Annotated in this window: 16 protein-coding genes; 4 read left to right on the plus strand and 12 right to left on the minus strand. The window is 68.5% G+C overall.

What is annotated here, in order from left to right; translation table 11 throughout:
- Nucleotides 1-65 precede the first annotated feature (65 nt).
- Nucleotides 66-1,160 (plus strand): FAD-binding oxidoreductase, encoded by a 1,095-nt coding sequence (locus LOS78_RS20260; protein ID WP_230378940.1) that lies wholly within the window; start codon nucleotides 66-68, stop codon nucleotides 1,158-1,160.
- A 2-nt stretch (nucleotides 1,161-1,162) separates the two neighbouring features.
- Here LOS78_RS20260 and LOS78_RS20265 read toward each other — a convergent pair whose 3' ends face one another.
- Nucleotides 1,163-2,488: an FAD-binding oxidoreductase gene (locus tag LOS78_RS20265; RefSeq protein WP_028712726.1), complete on the minus strand. Its 1,326-nt coding sequence runs from the start codon at nucleotides 2,486-2,488 to the stop codon at nucleotides 1,163-1,165.
- Nucleotides 2,489-2,655: 167 nt separating this feature from the next.
- Between LOS78_RS20265 and LOS78_RS20270 the strand changes: the two genes are divergently transcribed.
- The gene (locus LOS78_RS20270) at nucleotides 2,656-3,138 is read left to right on the plus strand and encodes an Lrp/AsnC family transcriptional regulator (RefSeq protein WP_028710686.1); all 483 of its coding nucleotides are present in this window, start codon (nucleotides 2,656-2,658) and stop codon (nucleotides 3,136-3,138) included.
- Between the two features lie 105 nt (nucleotides 3,139-3,243).
- On the opposite strand, the gene LOS78_RS20275 is transcribed toward LOS78_RS20270, so the two are convergent.
- The 10 genes from LOS78_RS20275 to LOS78_RS20320 form a co-directional block, all read right to left on the minus strand.
- Nucleotides 3,244-4,899 carry an ABC transporter ATP-binding protein gene (locus LOS78_RS20275; protein WP_230378941.1) on the minus strand — a complete coding sequence of 552 codons (1,656 nt, stop codon included), beginning with the start codon at nucleotides 4,897-4,899 and terminating at the stop codon, nucleotides 3,244-3,246.
- Nucleotides 4,899-5,747, minus strand: a complete 849-nt coding sequence (locus tag LOS78_RS20280) for an ABC transporter permease (protein WP_062562762.1) — start codon at nucleotides 5,745-5,747, stop codon at nucleotides 4,899-4,901. Before LOS78_RS20280 ends, LOS78_RS20275 begins: the two co-directional genes overlap by 1 nt.
- Nucleotides 5,747-6,706, minus strand: a complete 960-nt coding sequence (locus LOS78_RS20285) for an ABC transporter permease (protein WP_230378942.1) — start codon at nucleotides 6,704-6,706, stop codon at nucleotides 5,747-5,749. The genes LOS78_RS20280 and LOS78_RS20285 overlap by 1 nt, the downstream gene beginning before the upstream one ends.
- Before the next feature lie 64 nt (nucleotides 6,707-6,770).
- On the minus strand, nucleotides 6,771-8,384 hold the full coding sequence (locus LOS78_RS20290; RefSeq protein ID WP_230378943.1) for an ABC transporter substrate-binding protein: 1,614 nt from the start codon (nucleotides 8,382-8,384) through the stop codon (nucleotides 6,771-6,773).
- Nucleotides 8,385-8,439: 55 nt separating this feature from the next.
- Nucleotides 8,440-9,171 (minus strand): HAD-IA family hydrolase, encoded by a 732-nt coding sequence (locus LOS78_RS20295; protein ID WP_230378944.1) that lies wholly within the window; start codon nucleotides 9,169-9,171, stop codon nucleotides 8,440-8,442.
- 178 nt (nucleotides 9,172-9,349) lie between these two features.
- On the minus strand, nucleotides 9,350-10,261 hold the full coding sequence (locus LOS78_RS20300; RefSeq protein ID WP_230378945.1) for a glyoxylate/hydroxypyruvate reductase A: 912 nt from the start codon (nucleotides 10,259-10,261) through the stop codon (nucleotides 9,350-9,352).
- Nucleotides 10,261-11,634, minus strand: coding sequence for an aspartate aminotransferase family protein (locus LOS78_RS20305; RefSeq protein ID WP_028712719.1), 1,374 nt, complete (start codon nucleotides 11,632-11,634; stop codon nucleotides 10,261-10,263). Before LOS78_RS20305 ends, LOS78_RS20300 begins: the two co-directional genes overlap by 1 nt.
- 14 nt (nucleotides 11,635-11,648) lie before the next feature.
- On the minus strand, nucleotides 11,649-12,452 hold the full coding sequence (locus LOS78_RS20310) for a GNAT family N-acetyltransferase (RefSeq protein ID WP_230378946.1): 804 nt from the start codon (nucleotides 12,450-12,452) through the stop codon (nucleotides 11,649-11,651).
- Nucleotides 12,453-12,567: 115 nt separating this feature from the next.
- A complete protein-coding gene (gene argE / locus LOS78_RS20315; RefSeq protein ID WP_230378947.1) occupies nucleotides 12,568-13,674 on the minus strand; it encodes an acetylornithine deacetylase in 1,107 nt (368 codons plus the stop codon).
- Complete coding sequence (locus LOS78_RS20320; RefSeq protein WP_230378948.1) at nucleotides 13,658-14,020, minus strand: cupin domain-containing protein; 363 nt, start codon at nucleotides 14,018-14,020, stop codon at nucleotides 13,658-13,660. Before LOS78_RS20320 ends, argE begins: the two co-directional genes overlap by 17 nt.
- A 194-nt stretch (nucleotides 14,021-14,214) precedes the next feature.
- On the opposite strand from LOS78_RS20320, the gene LOS78_RS20325 reads away from it, so the two are divergent.
- Together LOS78_RS20325 and LOS78_RS20330 are read left to right on the plus strand one after the other, a co-directional pair.
- Nucleotides 14,215-14,880, plus strand: coding sequence for a haloacid dehalogenase type II (locus LOS78_RS20325; RefSeq protein WP_230378949.1), 666 nt, complete (start codon nucleotides 14,215-14,217; stop codon nucleotides 14,878-14,880).
- Entirely contained in the window at nucleotides 14,877-16,160 is a 1,284-nt protein-coding gene (locus LOS78_RS20330) for an FAD-binding oxidoreductase (protein ID WP_230378950.1), read from the plus strand. The genes LOS78_RS20325 and LOS78_RS20330 overlap by 4 nt, the downstream gene beginning before the upstream one ends.
- A gap of 19 nt (nucleotides 16,161-16,179) precedes the next feature.
- Here the strand turns inward: LOS78_RS20330 and LOS78_RS20335 are convergent, their stop codons facing one another.
- Nucleotides 16,180-17,091 (minus strand): GNAT family N-acetyltransferase, encoded by a 912-nt coding sequence (locus LOS78_RS20335; protein WP_230378951.1) that lies wholly within the window; start codon nucleotides 17,089-17,091, stop codon nucleotides 16,180-16,182.
- Between the last annotated feature and the right edge of the window lie 387 nt (nucleotides 17,092-17,478).

Below are 17,478 nucleotides of genomic sequence, written 5' to 3' on the forward strand. Positions count from 1 at the left end.
GAACCCGTCCTTGACCCTTCATGGCTCAGGGCGTTCCCTTGGGCAAGATTTTCGGGGGAACACGGATGTCGGCGATCGTTCTGGGTGGCGGCTTGATGGGCAGCGCAACGGCGTTCTTCCTGGCGCGCCGGGGCATCGCCACGACCCTGATCGACACCGGCCGCATCGGCGCCGGGGCGACCGTCGCATCCTTCGGCAATATCCGGCGCAGCGGGCGCTACCTGCCGCAATTGCCGCTGGCGCATCGCTCGCTTGCCCTGTGGCACCGGCTGGGGGCGCTGCTGGGCCGCGACGTGGAGTTTCGCGCGACGGGCCATCTGCGGCTGATCTTCGACCCCGAGGGCCTGGCCCTGATGCGCCGCTTTGCCGAAGACGCCCGGCCCTGGGGCTTGGAGCTCGAAGAGCTTGGCCCGGACCAGATCCGGCAGCGCTTTCCGGGGCTTGGTCCGGAGGCCATTGCCGCGTCGTTCTCGCCCCGCGACGGCTCGGCCAACCCGCGCCTGATCGCGCCGGCCTTTGCCGATGCCGCGGCGCGGGCGGGGGTGCAGGTGGTGGACCAGGCGCAGGTGCTGTCCGTCCAGCCCGGCTTTACCGTCGAGACCTCGCGCGGGACCTTCCGTGCCGATCGGTTGGTCAACTGCACGGGCCATCACGGCGCGGCTCTGGCGGCGCAGTTCGGCGAACCCGTGCCGATCGAGGTTCGCGGCCCGCAGATGGCCGTGACCGAGCCCCTGCCGCACCGCATCCTGCCGGTCGTCGGGGTCTGGTCGGCGGATCACGGCGCCTATCTGCGGCAGGTCGAACGCGGCAACGTGGTCTTTGGCGGCGCGGTGGACCGGGCAGCGGTCGGCGCGGATGGCCGCGCCCATGCCGACCCTGCCCGCCTGCCCGCGCAATTGCGCGCCGTGATGCGCCTGTGCCCGGCCCTGCGCCATGTTGCCGTTATCCGGCAATGGTCGGGGGCCGAGGGCTATGTCCGCGACGGCCTGCCGGTCATGGGCGCCTCGGGCACCACGGCGGGGCTGTTCCATGCCTTCGGTTTCTGCGGCCACGGCTTCCAGCTGGGCCCCGGCGTGGGCGATGCGATGGCGGAACTGGTCGCCACAGGCCGCTGCGAAACGCCGCTGGAGGATTTCCACATCGGGCGTTTTGCGGCATGAGCTCAGAATTTCGCCACCTTGCCCCATTGGCTGCCCTTGAAGCGGTCCAGCCGGTATTGCGCGATCTCGGTGATCGGTGTCCGGCCCAGGATCATGTCGGCCACCAGATGCCCGACCCCCGGCCCGATCCCGAAACCATGGCCCGACAGGCCCGCCGCCAGGACCAGGCCCGGCAGGCCGCAATCCGCGTCGATGACCGGCACCCCGTCGGGCGTGCTGTCGATGAAGCCCGCCCAGCTGGCCTGCACGGGAATGTCCCGCAACGCGGGCAGCAGGCGGCGGGCGCGGGCCAGCGTTTCCCTGACCAGGGCCTTCGACGGATGCGGGTCGAGAATCCGCACCCGCTCCATGGGCGTTTCGCGATCCAGGGACCAGCGGGCGCGGGTCTCGAACCCCGCAGCCCAGCCCTGCAGCCCGCCGGGGCGCAGGGCGCGCCAGCGTTTCGCGAACATCGGCAGGAAATGCCTGGCTCCGGCGATCATCCGCGGCGTCGGATCCACATTGGCCCGGCCCGAGATCGCCAGCGTATAGCCGCCGTCGCCCCGGCGCGTGGCCGATACGGCAGCGGTGTGCAGGGCATCGGGCAGCCCCTCGGCCCCCGGCATCACCGACAGGATCGAACTGCGCACCGAGGCTTGCGGGAAGCCGATCCCCAGCTGGTGCAGGAAACTGCCGGCCCAGGCCCCGCCGGCCATCACCACCGTGCCGGTGCGGATCGTGCCGCGCTCGGTCACGACGCCCGCGACGCGGCCGGCCTCAAGCTCCAGCCCGCGGGCGGCGCAGGACTGGATCACATGGCCGCCATGCTTGACGATGCCCTGCGCGATCAGCGGCGCGGCGCTGGCGGGGTCGGCAATGCCGTCCGTGGGCGACCAGACGCCGCCCAGCCAGGATTTGCCGGTGGCGCGGCCGCGCTCGGCAGCCTCGGGGCCCGACAGCATCCGCGTGTCGATGCCTTCGCCTTGCGCGAAGCGGCCCCAGGCGGCCCAGCCTTCCAGCTCGGCGGGGTCATCGGTCAGATACAAGAGCCCGCAGCGGCGAAAGCCGATGCCGGGGCCCAGGTCGGCCGCCATCTGCTCCCACAGGTCCAGGCTGCGCGTGGACAAGGGCAATTCGCGGGCATCGCGGTTCTGCTGCCGGCACCAGCCCCAGTTGCGGCTGGACTGTTCCGCCCCGATGCGGCCCTTTTCCAGCAGCACCACGCTTTGCCCGGCGCGGGCCAGCCAATAGGCGGCCGAGACCCCGACAATGCCGCCGCCGATCACGACGCAATCGGCGCGGGCGGGCGGGTCTCCGGCGGTCTCGATGGACAAAAGCGGTGCGGGCATGGGGTTCTCCGGTCGTGTCACCGCAGGCTAGCGGCGGGTGGCCAGCCGCATCTGCCGCATCTCGCGGCGGCAGCGGCATTTCCTGTCGAATCGCAGCCGGTTGGCAGCGAGGCCGAATTGCAGCAGAAGGGACCCGGAACGGGAAGGAAGATCGAATGGCACCGCCGCTGAAACTGGACCGCATCGATGTGAAGATCCTGGCCGAGCTGCAGAAGAACGGCCGCATCACCAATGTCGAGCTGGCCGATCTGGTCGCGCTGTCCCCCTCGCCCTGCCTGATGCGGGTCAAGAAGCTGCAGCAGGCCGGATACATCACCGGCTACAGCGCCCAGATCAACGTGGCGAAGCTGGGCGAGACGCTGACCGTCTTTACCGAATTCACCCTGAAGAACCACCGCCCGCCGGACTTCGCGCGCTTCCAGGAGGCGCTGGAAAAGATCGACAGCTGCATCGAATGCCACCTGGTGTCGGGCGGATACGACTATCTGGCGAAATTCGTGACCTCGGGGATCGTGGACTACCAGAACATCATCGAATCGCTGATCGACCGCGACGTCGGCGTGGACAAGTATTTCAGCTTCGTGGTCATCAAGACGCCCTTCGTCAAGACGCAGATCCCGCTGACCCGGCTATTCGCGGAACGGTCCTGACGCCCGGGCGGACGAGGCAAGCGGCGCCCGCCGGGCCTGTGCGGTCCGGCGGCATCCGTGGACAGGACAGCTGGCCGCGAAGGCTTGGGCCCTTGCCCGTCGCAGCTACCGTCCCGCGAACTGCGCCATCAGGGCGGGGTCCTGTTCCAGCCCCTTCAGCCAGCCGGTATCCAGCTGGGGGATCGAGCCGATCAGCAGCCGCGAATAGGGATGCGCGGCCTCGGTCGACATGCGTGCGGCGGGCAGCGCCTCGACCACCCGGCCCTTCAGCATCACCAGGACCTCGTCGCAGATCGCCTCGACCGTGGACAGGTCGTGGCTGATGAACATGTAGGACAGGTTCAGCTCTCGCTGCAGTTCCTTCAGCAGGTCCAGGATGGCCGCCGCAACGACGGTGTCCAGCGCCGAGGTGATCTCGTCGCACAGGATCAGCTCAGGCTCGGCGGCCAGGGCGCGGGCCAGATTCACCCGCTGCTTCTGCCCGCCCGACAATTCCGAGGGCAGGCGGTGGCGCAGGTGGCCGGGCAGGCGCACCATGTCCAGAAGCTCGATCACCCGGGCATTGCGCGCGGCCCCGGTCATGCCGTGATAGAAGGTCAGGGGCCGGGCCAGGATCGTCTCGATCGACTGCGCGGGGTTCAGCGCGGTATCGGCCAGCTGGAAGACGATCTGGACGCGGCGCAATTCGTCCTTGCTGCGCTGTCGCAGCGCGGGCGCCAGTTCCTTGCCGTCCAGCAGCAGGTTGCCGCGATAGGCGGGCAGAATGCCGGCAATGGCGCGGGCGAGCGTCGACTTTCCCGACCCGGATTCGCCGATCACGCCCAGGTTGCGGCCGCGTTCCAGCCGGAAGCTGACATCCTGCAGGATCTTCGCCGCCGGCACGCCGTCGCGGATCACGCCATAGCCCGCGCAGAGGTCCTGCACCGCAAGGATCGGCTCGGCCGCGTCGGGCCGGGCCACCGGGACATGCGGCACCGGCTCGAAGGCATCCAGCAGCTGGCGGGTATAGGGGTGCTTCGGCGCGTGCAGGATCTGCTCGGTCGCGCCCTCCTCCTGCACCGCGCCGTTCTTCAGCACGATGATGCGGTCGGCGATCTGCGCCACCACGGCCAGGTCGTGGCTGACATAGACCCCCGCCATGGCGCCCTTGTCCATGACCGACTTGAAGGCGCGCAGCACCTCGATCTGGGTGGTCACGTCCAGCGCGGTCGTCGGTTCGTCGAAGATCACCAGCGCCGGATCGCCGATCAGCGCCATGGCCGCCGACAGGCGCTGCAACTGCCCGCCCGAGACCTGGTGCGGATAGCGGCTGCCGATGGTGTCGGGATCGGGCAGCGCCAGGGCGCGGAACAGCTGCCGCGCCTTGGCCTCGGCCTGCTCGCGCGGCATCAGCTGGTGGATGGCGGTGATCTCGACCACCTGGTCCATGATGCGCTTGGCCGGGTTGAAGGCCGCCGCCGCCGATTGCGGGACATAGGACACCTCGGTCCCGCGCATGGCGGCGCGCTGGCGCTCGGGCATCGCCGTCACGTCGCGGCGGCCCACGCGGATGCTGCCGCCCTGGATGGCGCAGCCGGGCCGCGCATGGCCCATCAGCGACAGGGCGATGGTGGTCTTGCCCGACCCGCTTTCGCCGATCAGGGCCACGATCTCGCCCGGGGCGATGTCGAAGCTGACGCCCTTGATGATCTCGACCTCGCGGCCCGAGTCGGTCCTGGCGCCGATCTTCAGGTCGCGCACGGAAACAAGCGGCTGATCCATCATTCGCTCCTGTCGCGGATGCGGGTGGGCAGGTTGTCGATGAACATGTTGACCGAGATGGTCAGCGAGGCGATGGCGATCGAGGGAAAGATCACCGCCGGCGCCCCGAGGCTGAGGCCCTCGATGTTCTCGCGCACCAAGGCGCCCCAGTCGGCATTGGGCGGCTGCACGCCAAGGCCCAGGAAGGACAGGCCCGACAGCACCAGCACGATGAAGACGAAGCGCAGGCCCAGATCGGCCAGGACGGGGCCCAGGATGTTGGGAAAGATCTCGCGCAGGATGATATGGCCGAAGCCCTCGCCCCGGGCGCGGGCCACGGTGACGAAATCCATGGTGTTGACGTTGACCGCCAGCGCGCGCGCAAAGCGATAGGAGCCCGGCAGATACATGGCCGCCAGCGTCACGATCAGGATCGGGATCGAGGATCCGACGGCCGCCACCACGACCAGGCCGAACAGCAGGTGCGGAATGCCGTTGAAGGCGTCCAGAAAGCGCGACAGCAGCGTGTCGAACCAGCCGCCGACCACGGCCGCGATCATGCCCAGAAGCACGCCGCCCGCGCAGGCCAGCATCACCGCGGCCAGCGCGATGCCGACGGTATAGCGCGTCCCCATGATGATGCGGGACAGGATGTCGCGGCCCAGATAGTCGCTGCCCATCCAGAACTGGCTGCTCATCGGGCCGAAATAGTCGAAATCGACCATGTCGCCGGGGGGATAGGGCGCGATCCAGGGGCCGATGATGGCGATCACCGCCCAGAACAGGATCACGGCCAGGCCGATGCGGCCCACCCAGTTGAAGGAATATCCCAGCCGGGCCGGGGTCGGAAGGCGCAAAGCAAGGGACATCAACGGCGCAACCTCGGGTTGGAGAGAATGGCGATCATATCGGCCAGCGTGATCAGCAGCAGATAGCTGATGCAGAAGATCATCGCGCAGCTCTGGATCAGGGGCAGGTCCCGGGTGGACACCGCGTCGACCATCAGCTTGGCCACGCCCGGATAGTTGAAGACGGTCTCGACGATGATCACGCCGCCGACCAGATAGGACAAGGACAGCGCCACCGCGTTGGCAATGGGGCCAAGCGCGTTCGGCAGGGCGTGGCGCAGGACCATCCGCGTCCGCGACGCACCCTTCAGCAGCGCCATCTCCACATAGGGGGTGTTGATCGTCTCGATCACCGCGGCCCGCGTCATGCGGATCATCTGGGCCGAGACGACGAAGGACAGCGAGATGACGGGCATCGCATAGGCGCGCAGCATGTCACCGATGCTGTTCACATTGACCCCGAAGGACAGCGCCGGCAGCCAGTCCAGCCAGACGGCGAAGACCAGCACCGCCAGCGTCGCCACCATGAATTCGGGCACCGAGATGACGGAAATGGTCAGCACCGAGACCAGGCGGTCCAGCCAGGATCCGCGCCACATGGCGGCGGCGATGCCCAGGGTCAGCGCCACGGGCACGCAGACCAGCGTGACGATGCCCGCCAGGCGCAGCGTGTTCATCAGCCGCCCCGACAGCAGGTCGGCCACGGCCATCTTGTTGACATAGGACATCCCCAGATCACCCGTAGCAAGCCCGCCCAGCCAGGACAGGAAGCGCCAGATCGCCGGCTCGTCCAGGCCCATGGCGGTGCGCAGCCCGGCCACGGCCTCGGGGGTTGCGGCCTGACCCAGCAGCACCTCGGCCACGTCGCCGGGCAGCAGTTCGGTCGCGAAGAAGACCGCGAAGGACACGATCAGCAGCGTGATGAGCGCGATGCCCAGGCGCTGGCCGAGCAGGATCCAGGTGGTTGCGGAACGCAGCATGTCACACCTCCATCAATGGGGATGCCCCTGCGCGCATTGCACAGGGGCGCGGGGCGTGGGGATGTCAGCCCTCCAGCCAGACATATTCGGCGAAGGCATAGCCCATCTGGCCGCCCAGGGGATTGGGGCGCATGCCCTTCATCTTCGACGAATGCGCATCGACGTTGGAAATATAGGCGGGAATGATGGTGCCTGCCTCGGCCGCGATCATTTCCTGCATCTCCCAATAGATCGCCTTGCGCTTTTCCTCGTCCAGCAAGCCGCGCGCCTCGACCAGCATGGCGTCGAACTTCTCGGACTTGTAATGGCTTTCGTTCCAGGGCGCGTCGGAGGCGTAGAGCAGCGAGAACAGGATGTCCGGCGTCGGGCGCGGGTTGATGTTGCCGAAATGGATCGGTGCCTTCAGCCAGTAGTTCGACCAGTATCCGTCGGACGGCACGCGCTCGATCTTGAAGGGCATGCCGGCCTGGGCGCCGGCCTGCTGGACGACCATGGCATAGTCGATGGCCGAGTTCGCCGCGTCCGAGGTGACGATGGGGATCGCCTGGCCCAGCACGCCGGCCTTTTCGAACAGCGCTTTGGCGCGCTCGGGGTCGAATTCGCGCGGCTTCAGGTTCGGGTTGTGATAGCGGTCCATGGCCGAGACGGGCTGGTCGTTAGCGACCTCGCCCAATCCGCGCAGCACGCCGTTCACGATGGCCTCGCGGTTCATCAGGTATTTCATGCCCTCGATGAAATCGGCCTTGTCGCCCGGCGCCATGTCCAGCCGGATGTTGAGGTTGGTATAGTTGCCCGCCGTCGAGATCGAGCTGACGACATGGCCCTGCCCCTCGACCATGCGCATCGACCGCGGGTTGATCGCGGCGGCCAGGTGGATATCGCCCGACAACACGGCATTGACGCGCGCATTGTTGTCCGAGATGGCGAAATATTCGAAGCTGTCCAGATAGGGGCCGGTGCCCTTGAAGTAGTTCGGATTGCGCGTGCCGATCGACCGCACGCCGGGTTCGAAGGTTTCGCAGAGGAAGGCGCCGGTGCCGTTGGCCTTGCTGAAATCGCTGGTCCCTTCGGCCAGGATCATGAAATGGTGCAGCGACAGGATCGTGGGCAGGTCGGCATTAGCCGCCGCCAGCACGATGCTGACGGTGCGGTCGTCCACGGCGGTGATCTCGGCCATCTGTTCGGCGATGGCGGCGGCCTTGGACCCCACGGCCGGATCCTGATGGCGCTTGAGCGACCAGACCACGTCCGACGCCGTCAAGGTCTTGCCGTCGTGAAAGGTCACGTCGGGCTTCAGCCTGATCTGCCAGGTCTTGCCGTCCGTCGTCTCGATGGACTCGGCCAGTTCCATCTTCACCTCGCTGCCCTCCTCGAGGAAGGTCAGCCGGTTATAGAAGGCGCAGCAGCGGGTGTAGTCGGTGGACAGGGACGCCTTGGCCGGGTCCAGCGTGTCGGCGGTCGAGGCCGACCAGCCCGCGGCCTTCAGATGCCCGCCCGTGACCGGGGTTTGCGCGACGGCCTGACCGGCGCGCAGCAGCAGCGACCCGCCCGCCGACAGCGCCACGCCCGACGCCATCAGCATCTTGAGCAGGTCCCGGCGCGAAGCGCCACGGCGGATTGCGGCCTCGACCATCGCGTCGTCGCGGCCCGTCCAGTTGTTCGGCTTGAGGTCTTTCATGTCGTCATCCCTGTTGCTTGCCCGGCGGCTCTCGTGTCCGCTCGGGCGGGTGAAGTCAGTTGTCGAAGGCCTTGTCGGCGGCCTCGGCCAGGTCGATCAGTGCGTGAAAGTGGTAGTCGGGTTCGGTGAATTCCGCGGGTTCGATGGTCCCGCCATAGCCTTTCTGGGCATGCCGGCGCTGGATCCAGGCATTCGTCATGCCCAAGGCGCGCGAAATGCCGATGTCGTGGTGCTGGCTTTGCGCGGTATGCAGGATGTCGTCCTTGGTCCCGCCATTCTTGCCGACGAAGTCGAACACCTGCTGGAAGAAGGCCGGATCGGGCTTTTCGGTGCCGGTATCGTCGGTGGTGAAGCTGGCCCAGAAGGGATTGCCCAGCTTTTCCTCGTATTTCTCGAAGGCCCAGCGGCGGGCATTGGTCATGGCGATCAGCTTGTAGCGCCCCTTCAGCCGGGCCATCGCCTGGACGCTGTCGGGAAAGGGCTGCGCCTCGCCCACGGCGTCGATCATGAACCGGCGGTTTTCCGGCGTGTCGGGCAGGCCGGTCGCTGCCGCGATCCGACCGTAGCAGCGGCCCAGGTCGTCCGGGAAGCGCAGCGCGTCCGGCTGATAGCGGGCGTTGCGGTAAACCGCCAGCGCCTCCTCGCCGTCGACGGTCATGCCGGCATCGGCCGCGATCGTCGCCAGCGCGCCGGTGATCGCACCCTCGAAGTCGATCAGCGTGCCGACCACATCGAAGGTGACATAGGAAAAGCGGTCCAGGGGTCTTGCCGCCGTCAGGGTGGCCATGGGGTGAGCTTCCTTTCGCAGATGCCGCGGGCCGCGGCGGTCAGATCGGCGGACGCGCGGGTCGTCACATCCCCTCACATCCAGATTGCGCCATTCCGGGGCTGCAAAACGCCGAAACGGGCGGCCGGCGCAGCAGATTCTTTCGTATTGGGCGGGGGCGCGGCATATCGCGAGCGCCCTAGTATCCCCGGCTGCGGTCCACCAGCCCCGGCACCGGCTGTCCGTCGCGGTCGGCGCGGATGACGGCCAGGGCGTGGCGCGCGCCTTCCTCGGCATCGGTATGGGCGGCGATATGCGGGGTGATCAGCACGCGCGGATCGCGCCAGGCCCAGTGATCGGCGGGCAAGGGTTCGGTGTCGGTCACGTCCAGCATGGCGGCAGAAAGCCGGCCGCCGTCCAGCGCCCGGCGCAGCGCCGCCATGTCCAGCTGCGCGCCGCGCCCGGCATGGACCAGTCCCGCGCCCTGCGGTAGCCGGTCGAAGAAGCCGCTGCCCATCAGGCCGCGGGTTTCGTCCGTCAGCGGCAGCAGGCAGACCAGGATATCGGCCCCGGCCAGAAAGGCGTCCAGCCGATTCGCGCCGAAGATCTCGATCCCCTCGACCGGCCTGCCCGAGCGGCTGTATCCCGAAACGGCAAAGCCCAGGGCTTGCAGGCTTGCGGCGGCCAGGCGCCCGATCCGGCCCATGCCCATGATGCCCACGCGCCGCGTGCGCGCCAGCCGCGCCGGGCGGGGCTGCCATTCGCCGCGCGCGGCATGATCCAGATAGAACGGCAGATCCCGGTGCAGCGCCAGCGTGGCCATGACCACCCAGTCGCGCACCATCGCCTCGATCCCCGGCGCGATGGTGCGCGACAGCGCCACGCCCTCCGGCAAGGCCGGGAAATGGTCGGTGCCCGCCCCGACGCAGATCACCGTGCGCAGGTTCGGATAGCGCGACAGATCGGCGGGCGGCGTCCAGCAGGCCAGATGCGTGACCTGCGCGGGATCGGTCACGCTGGCCTCGTCGGCGATGAAGCCCTCGCCCGCCTCGGCGAAGATGCGCCCCCAGACGGCGCCGCGTTCGGGGGTGGAGTGCAGCAGCAGCGCCATCAGCGCAGGACCGCGCGGATTTCCGGGTCTTCCAGCGTCAGATCCAGCACCTTGCGGGTGCGGGCGACGATCTGGTCGATCTGGTCCTCGGTGCAGCACAGGGGCGGCGCATAGCCGAAGATGCCCTGCGCAAAGGACCGCACGATCAGCCCCTGTTCCCAGGCCCGGTCGAACAGCCGCGTGGCGGGCTGGACCTCGGGCGGCAGAGGGGTCCTGGCCTCCTTGTCCACGACCAGCTCGACCGCCGCCAGCATCCCCCTGCCCCGCACATCGCCCACCAGCGGATGATCGCGCAGGCTTTCCAGCCCGGCCTGCAACCGCGCGCCTGCGCGGCGGCCGTTTTCCAGCAACCCGCCTTCGTAGAGCGCCAGCACCTCCAGCGCCACGGCGGCGCTGACCGGATGCGCGGAATAGGTGAAGCCATGGCCCACGGCCTTGGCCCCCGCGCCGTCGGCGATGGTCTCATAGACATGGTCGCGCATGAAGACCGCGCCCATCGGCACATAGCCCGAAGTCAGCCCCTTGGCCGTGGTCATCAGGTCGGGAACGATGCCCTCGTCCTCGCAGGCGAACAGCGGGCCGGTGCGGCCAAAGCCGGTGATCACCTCGTCGGCGACGAACAGCACGCCGTATTCCGCGCACAGATCGCGCATTGCCCTGATCCAGCCCTTGGGCGGCACCAGCACCCCGCCCGAGCCCTGGATCGGCTCGACATAGAAGGCGGCGACGCGGTCGGGACCGAGCGACTCGATCTTCGCCCGCAGTTCCGCGACCGAGGCCTCGGTCACGGCCTGCGGATCGCGGCCCGCCGGGTTGCGATACAGGTCATGCGACGAAATCTTGTGCTGCCAGTCATAGGGCACCCCGAAGCCGTCGTGAAAGCCCGGCAGCGCCGTCAGCCCCGCGCCCATGGTCGTGGACCCGTGATAGCCGTTGGCGACCGAGATGAACTGGTCGCGGCCCGGCTGGCCCTTGGCGTGCCAGTAATAGCGGATGAAGCGGATGGTGCTGTCCACCGCGTCCGATCCGCCCAGCGTGAAATAGACGTGGTTCAGATCGCCCGGGGCGCGTTCGGCCAGGGCGGCGGCCAGGCGGATCGGCGCCTCGGCGCCCAGGTCGAAATAGCCGGTGGCATAGGGCAGCTTGCGCATCTGCTCGGCGGCGGCCTCGACGATGCTTTCGTGGCCATAGCCCGCGTTCACGCACCACAGGCCCGCGAAGCCGTCGATCAGGGTGCGCCCCTCGCTGTCGGTGACGGTCGCGCCCTGCCCGCCGGTCAGGATGCGCACGCCGCGCTGTTCATGCCCGCGAAAGGACGAAACCGGGTGGATCAGGTGCCGGCGGTCAAGCTCGGCCAGGGAATTGCTCAGCATGGGGGTCTCCGGGTTCAGCCCAGGGCTTGCGAGATCAGGGCCTGGGTCGTGGGTGCGGGGGTGCGCGGGTTGCGGGTCATGGCGGTGCCACCGCCGGCATGGGCAAGGCCCAGCGTCGCCGCGAAGCCGTCAAGACCCTGTTCCGCGCGCAGATCGACACGCAGGAAGCTGCCTTCGCAGCGGCGCGCGGCCTCGGCCAGCAATGCGCGGGCAGTGGCGGTGTCGGGGGCGACAATCGGCCCGACCACGCGGCCGCGCCCGAAATCGCGCAGCAGGGCAAAGCCGGCATCGCAGGTCAGGACCTCGCCGGCGGCGGCGATGTCGCACAACAGGGATGCGCGGTCCATGCCGCTGGCGGCGCGGTCGGCATCGGCGAGCCGGTCGATATCGGCGGGATTGCCGGTGGCGACGGGCCGTTCCGGCGCGGTTGCGACAGCAAGGCCCTGATGCTGAACGATCTGGCCGCTGGCCCGGAAGCCGAGTTTTTCGTAAAGCGGCAGCCCGTCCGCGGTGGCGATCAGGCGCATTTCGCGGTCGCCGGCCAGGGCGATGATCGCCTCCATCAGCGCGCGGCCCAGGCCCCGCCCGCGCATCGCCGCATCGACGATGATCATGTTCAGCGTGGCGACCGCGCCGAAGGGCGAACACAGCGCGGTGCCGACCACGCGGCCTTCGTCCAGCGCCACGACGCCCCGGGATACGGACAGGGTCAGCGCCCAGTCCTCGGCCCGGTGGGGCCAGCCCGCCTGCTGCGACAAGCGCAGCGCCTGCGGCAGATGGGCGGGGGTAAAGGCAGTAAGAGCAGTGGTCGTGGTCATGCGGTTTGTCCTTCTTGGCACCATCCTGCCACGAGCGCGCCCGCAGGATTGCCGATCTGGCAAGGGCGCGCGGCATGTCCTGCGGATCGCAGAACGGCCGCCGCAGAAAATGCTGTCATGGGCAGAGCCGCCGCCCCAGGCGACGGATCAGGGCGCAGACGTCCTGCAATTCGGCCATCGTCAGGTATTCCTCGGGGCGGTGCGCGCGGGCGATGTCGCCGGGGCCGCAGATGATCGCGGGGATCCCGGCCTGCTGGTAAAGCCCGGCCTCGGTGCCATAGCTGACCGCGCCCAGGGGCGTTGCGCCCGTCAGCTCGGCCAACAGCCGCGCCAGCGGGTGATCGCCGTCAAGCGCAAGCGCCGGATAGGAGGACAGCCAGTCCACGGCCAGCCCCCCTGCCGCCGCCACCACCGGCTCCAGGACCGCCCGGGGATCGACGCCGTGGATCGCGCGGGCCTCGATCTGCGCCTCGGCGCGGTCGGGGATGATATTGACGGCCTGCCCGCCCGCGACGGTGCCGATCTGCAGGCTGGACCAGGGCGGCGCGAAGCGCGGGTCCTGCGGCCCGGATTGCAGCGCCACGGCCTGCGCCGCGGCTGCGTTCAGCGCCGGCAGCAGCGCGTGGATCGCGTTGGCGCCCAGATCGGGGCGCGAGGAATGCCCCGCCACCCCCGTCGCCACCAGCCGCAGCGCCGCCTTGCCCTTGTGCGCCAGCACCGGCACCAGGCCGGACGGCTCGCCGATGATCGCCCCCAGCGGCGGCGCGCAAAGCCCGGGCAGGGCCGCCAGCAGATGCGGCACGCCCCGGCAGCCCGCCTCCTCGTCATAGGAAAGCGCGATATGGACCGGCGCGGACAGCGGCATCGCGACCAGTTCGGGCACCATCGCCAGGGCGGCGGCGACAAAGCCCTTCATGTCGCAGGCTCCGCGCCCGATCAGCCGGTCGCCGTCGCGGCGCAAGACGAAGGGATCGGCCCGCCAATCCGGCTCGCCCGCCGGAACCACGTCGAGATGGCCCGACAGGACATAGCCGGGGCGCGAGGCATCGCCGATGCTGGCGAACAGGTTCCAGCGGTCGCCCTCGGGTCCGGGGACCAGCGCCGGCTCGATCCCGTGCCCGCGCAGGTAATCCGCCGCGAAGCCGATGATGTCGCCGTTCGGGCCGCCCACGACGCTGGGAAACCCGACCAGCCGGGCCAGAAGATCAGTCGGCGAAGACATAGATCTTGCGCACGGTTTCGATGGTTTTCCAGGTACCCTTGAAGCCGGGCTTCATCAGGAAGCTGTCGCCTGCGGTGAAGCGGCGCGTCTCGCCGCCTTCCTCGGTCAGATCGACCACCCCGGAGAGGATATGGCAGAATTCCAGCGCCTCGCCCTTGACGGAACGGGTGGTGCCGGGCGTCGCTTCCCAGATGCCGGTGCGGATCTTCGACCAGTTGCCCAGGGGCACCTCGTCCAGGGCCCAGGTCTTGAAGGCGGGGGCGCCCTCGATCAGTTTCTCCGGGGCGGCCACGTCCTCGCGCGGGGCAAAGGCCGGGGCGGTGTCGATGAGGGTCAGCAGGGTCATGGGGTTCCTTTCCGTTACGCCGCCAGCCTGGCCCGATCCGCGCAGGGTCAGGCACCGTTGTCGGGTCCTGGGCGGCAGGGCCTGCCGTCCATTGCCGGAATTTCGCAATCTCCTGCCGTCAGGCGCCCGACTGCCGCATGCGCTGTCGCAAGACCGCGCCAATGATGGATCAGACGGACCAACAGGAGGCCCCCATGGCGCTGCGCCCGAAATTCATTACCTTCGACTGCCACGGCACGATGATCTTCTTCGACATGGCGGGCGCCGCGCGCGACCATTACGGCGCGCAGCTCAGCGGCCCGCAGATGGAGAAATTCATCGCCAATTTCGCGGCCTACCGCCTGGACGAGGTGCTGGGCGCCTGGAAACCCTATGCCGAGGTCGTCCACAACGCGCTGGAACGCACCTGCAAGCGCAACGGCATCGCCTTCGATCCCGCGGTGGCCGAGGACATCTATGCCCGCGTGCCGAGCTGGGGGCCGAACCTCGACGTGCCCGCGGGGCTTAGGCGCATTGCCGGGAAGATCCCGCTGGTCGCGCTGACCAATTCGATGAACGACCAGATCCCGCATAACATCGCCAAGCTGGGCGCGCCCATCGACCATGTCTTCACCGCCGAAAGCGCGGGCGCCTACAAGCCGCAGATGCGGGCCTTCGAATACATGTTCGACCAGCTTGGCTGCGGCCCCGAGGACGTGCTGCATGTGTCGTCGTCGTTCCGCTATGACCTGATGACCGCGCATGACCTGGGGATCCGCAACAAGGTCTGGGTCAATCGCGGCCATGAGCCGGCCAATCCCCATTACGGCTATACCGAGGTCCGGGACATCTCGGGGCTGGCCGAGGTGGTGGGGCTGTGACGAAATACGCATCCTATTGGCATGATGGCGTGCCCCCCTTTGCGGGCGCCGAGGCCGGCCCGGTCGAGGGACGCTTCGACGTGGCCGTGATCGGCGGCGGCTTCACCGGGCTGAACGCCGCCCGCAGCCTGGCGAAAGCCGGGGTGCGCGTGGCGCTGCTGGAGGCCGAACATGTCGGCTGGGGCGCGTCGGGCCGCAATGGCGGGCATCTGAACAACGGCATCGCCCATGGCTATGCCGATGCCAAGGCGCATCTGGGGGCAGAGCGCGCCCATGCCCTATATCGCGCCTATGACCGGTCCATCGACATGATCGAGCAGATCGTGGCCGAGGAAGGCATCGCCTGCGATTTCCGCCGCTCGGGCAAGCTGAAGCTGGCCTCCAAGCCCAGCCATGTCGCGGGGCTGCGCGCGAATTTCGACCTGATCCATGCCGAGGTCGATCCCGACACCCGCTGGCTGGACCGCGACCAGGTGCGAAGCGAGGTCGGGTCCGACAGCTTCCACGGCGGGATGCTGTACGAGAAATCCGCGATGATCCACATGGGCCGCTATGCCCAGGGGCTTGCCGCGGCGGCGCATCGCCACGGCGCGCGGATCTGGCAAGGCACGCCCGTAACCGGAAGGACAAAGCTGGCCGATGGCTGGCAGCTGCAGACCCCGCACGGCAGCCTGGCCGCGGGCCGGGTGATCGCGGCGACCGGCGCCTATGGCACGACGGCGCCCTTGCGGCATTTCCGGCGGCGCATCATCTCGGTCGGGTCGTTCATCATCGCCACGCGGCCCCTGTCGGATGCCGAGGTCGCCGCCACCCTGCCCGGCGACCGGACCTGCGTGACCTCGATGAACATCGGCAACTATTTCCGCCTGTCGCCCGACCGGCGGCTGATTTTCGGCGGACGGGCACGGTTCTCGGCCCGGTCGGACCAGACCTCTGACGCGAAATCGGGGACGATCCTGCGCCGGTCCATGGCCGCGATCTTTCCGCATCTGGCGGATATTCCCATCGATTATTGCTGGGGCGGGCTGGTGGACATGACCAAGGACCGCTTCCCCCGCGCCGGAGAGGTGGACGGCATGATCTATGGCATGGGCTATTCCGGCCATGGCGCGCAGATGTCCACGCTGGTCGGGCAGGTCCTGGCGGACATCGCCCTGGGCCGGCGCGGCACGAACCCGCTGGAGGGCCTCGCCTGGCCCGCGATCCCGGCGCATAGCGGCAAGCCCTGGTTCCTGCCGCTGGTGGGGCTGTGGTTCGGGCTGAAGGACCGGCTGTCCTGATCGCGCGGGGACGGAAACGCTATCCCAGCGAATGCGATGCCAGCCCGTAGGTCACCGCCCCTTCCGCAGCGCGGCGGTGGGGGCCGATGCACATTTCCGTAACCGTGTCGAAGGCCACCAGCCCGGCATCGGTCAGGAAGGACAGGAAGCCGTCGCTGTCCACCGGCGTGTCGAGGCGCGTGAAACGGCCGGCATTCGCCCGGATCAGCGGGGCGATCAGGGCCTGTGCCATGGCGTCCCCCTCGGCCACGACGGGACCGATCACCGTGCCCTTGCCGAAATCGCGCTGCAGCGCAAAGCCGCAGACGGCACCGTCGCGCAACGCGACCGTGCCGGTCGACAGGGGCAGCAGCGCGTCCAGAACCCGCGTTCGCTTTGCGCCATAGGCGTTTGCATCCAGGGCCCGAAGGCCCGCATCATCCTCTGCCCGCAGATCGCGGACCAGGATGCCGGGTGCGTCAAACGGCCCGATATCCCGCGCCATGCCCTGCTGCTGGCGGATGATGCCCACCGGCCGGAACCCCGCCGCCGCATAAAGGCGATACCCCGAATGCGTCGCGCTGAGCCGCAGATCCCGGCCCGCGCAATCGGCCATCACCCGCTGCAGCAGCCACTTGCCCGCCCCCCGCGCCTGCAACCGCGGCACCGTGACCATCATCCCCAGCATGGCGAAATCGTCGCCCGTCGGGAAATACATGGCCGATCCAAGGGGACGCCCGATCTCGTCGACCGCCAGGTAGCCCTGCCCCAGCGACAGGAACAGATCCAGGTCGCGGGGACGATGCGGCCACAGCACCCCCACCGTCAACTCGTGCAGCAACTGCCGCTGCGCCATGCGCAAGGGCTTGGCGCTGGCATCATAGGCGTCGATGCGCAAATGCGGCACGGGGTTGCGATCACCAGCTGCCAATCCCGCTTCGTTCTGACCCATGTCGCCCCGCTTCCAGACCATTCCCCGGGCAGTATGCCCGCTGTTCCTCGCCATTTGATGCCGTATCACGGCCTGCAGGACAAAGATCGTGCCGCCGGGCCGGCCGCTTCAGGCGCGCCCGCATCGCTCGTGCTGAAATCCTCTGTGCCAGTGTCCGTGGAACGCGCGGTTTTAGCTTGCTGGCATAAGTGATGCGGAAGGCTGCGTGCTTGTCGCATCCCCCAGCCCATCGTCGCCGTCCGCGGACCGGATCAATGAAACGATCGGTAACATGCAACCGGAATTGTTTTCCGAGAGGCGTCGGGAAACAGTCTGTTACAAATTCGGCCCTGGCGGAAACCTCTCGACACAGACGAGACCAACGATGGAAACGCCCAGCGGCTATGT

Origin of the sequence: Paracoccus sp. MA (assembly GCF_020990385.1) — a bacterium.
Classification (GTDB): domain Bacteria; phylum Pseudomonadota; class Alphaproteobacteria; order Rhodobacterales; family Rhodobacteraceae; genus Paracoccus.

What these genes read in the sequence shown, in the direction of transcription:
- LOS78_RS20260 (WP_230378940.1), top strand. Translation starts at nt 66, where the DNA reads ATGTCGGCGATCGTTCTGGGTGGCGGCTTGATGGGCAGCGCAACGGCG.
- LOS78_RS20265 (WP_028712726.1), bottom strand. Translation starts at nt 2,488, where the DNA reads ATGCCCGCACCGCTTTTGTCCATCGAGACCGCCGGAGACCCGCCCGCC.
- LOS78_RS20275 (WP_230378941.1), bottom strand. Translation starts at nt 4,899, where the DNA reads ATGGATCAGCCGCTTGTTTCCGTGCGCGACCTGAAGATCGGCGCCAGG.
- LOS78_RS20280 (WP_062562762.1), bottom strand. Translation starts at nt 5,747, where the DNA reads ATGTCCCTTGCTTTGCGCCTTCCGACCCCGGCCCGGCTGGGATATTCC.
- LOS78_RS20285 (WP_230378942.1), bottom strand. Translation starts at nt 6,706, where the DNA reads ATGCTGCGTTCCGCAACCACCTGGATCCTGCTCGGCCAGCGCCTGGGC.
- LOS78_RS20290 (WP_230378943.1), bottom strand. Translation starts at nt 8,384, where the DNA reads ATGAAAGACCTCAAGCCGAACAACTGGACGGGCCGCGACGACGCGATG.
- LOS78_RS20295 (WP_230378944.1), bottom strand. Translation starts at nt 9,171, where the DNA reads ATGGCCACCCTGACGGCGGCAAGACCCCTGGACCGCTTTTCCTATGTC.
- LOS78_RS20300 (WP_230378945.1), bottom strand. Translation starts at nt 10,261, where the DNA reads ATGGCGCTGCTGCTGCACTCCACCCCCGAACGCGGCGCCGTCTGGGGG.
- LOS78_RS20305 (WP_028712719.1), bottom strand. Translation starts at nt 11,634, where the DNA reads ATGCTGAGCAATTCCCTGGCCGAGCTTGACCGCCGGCACCTGATCCAC.
- LOS78_RS20310 (WP_230378946.1), bottom strand. Translation starts at nt 12,452, where the DNA reads ATGACCACGACCACTGCTCTTACTGCCTTTACCCCCGCCCATCTGCCG.
- argE (WP_230378947.1), bottom strand. Translation starts at nt 13,674, where the DNA reads ATGTCTTCGCCGACTGATCTTCTGGCCCGGCTGGTCGGGTTTCCCAGC.
- LOS78_RS20320 (WP_230378948.1), bottom strand. Translation starts at nt 14,020, where the DNA reads ATGACCCTGCTGACCCTCATCGACACCGCCCCGGCCTTTGCCCCGCGC.
- LOS78_RS20325 (WP_230378949.1), top strand. Translation starts at nt 14,215, where the DNA reads ATGGCGCTGCGCCCGAAATTCATTACCTTCGACTGCCACGGCACGATG.
- LOS78_RS20335 (WP_230378951.1), bottom strand. Translation starts at nt 17,091, where the DNA reads ATGGGTCAGAACGAAGCGGGATTGGCAGCTGGTGATCGCAACCCCGTG.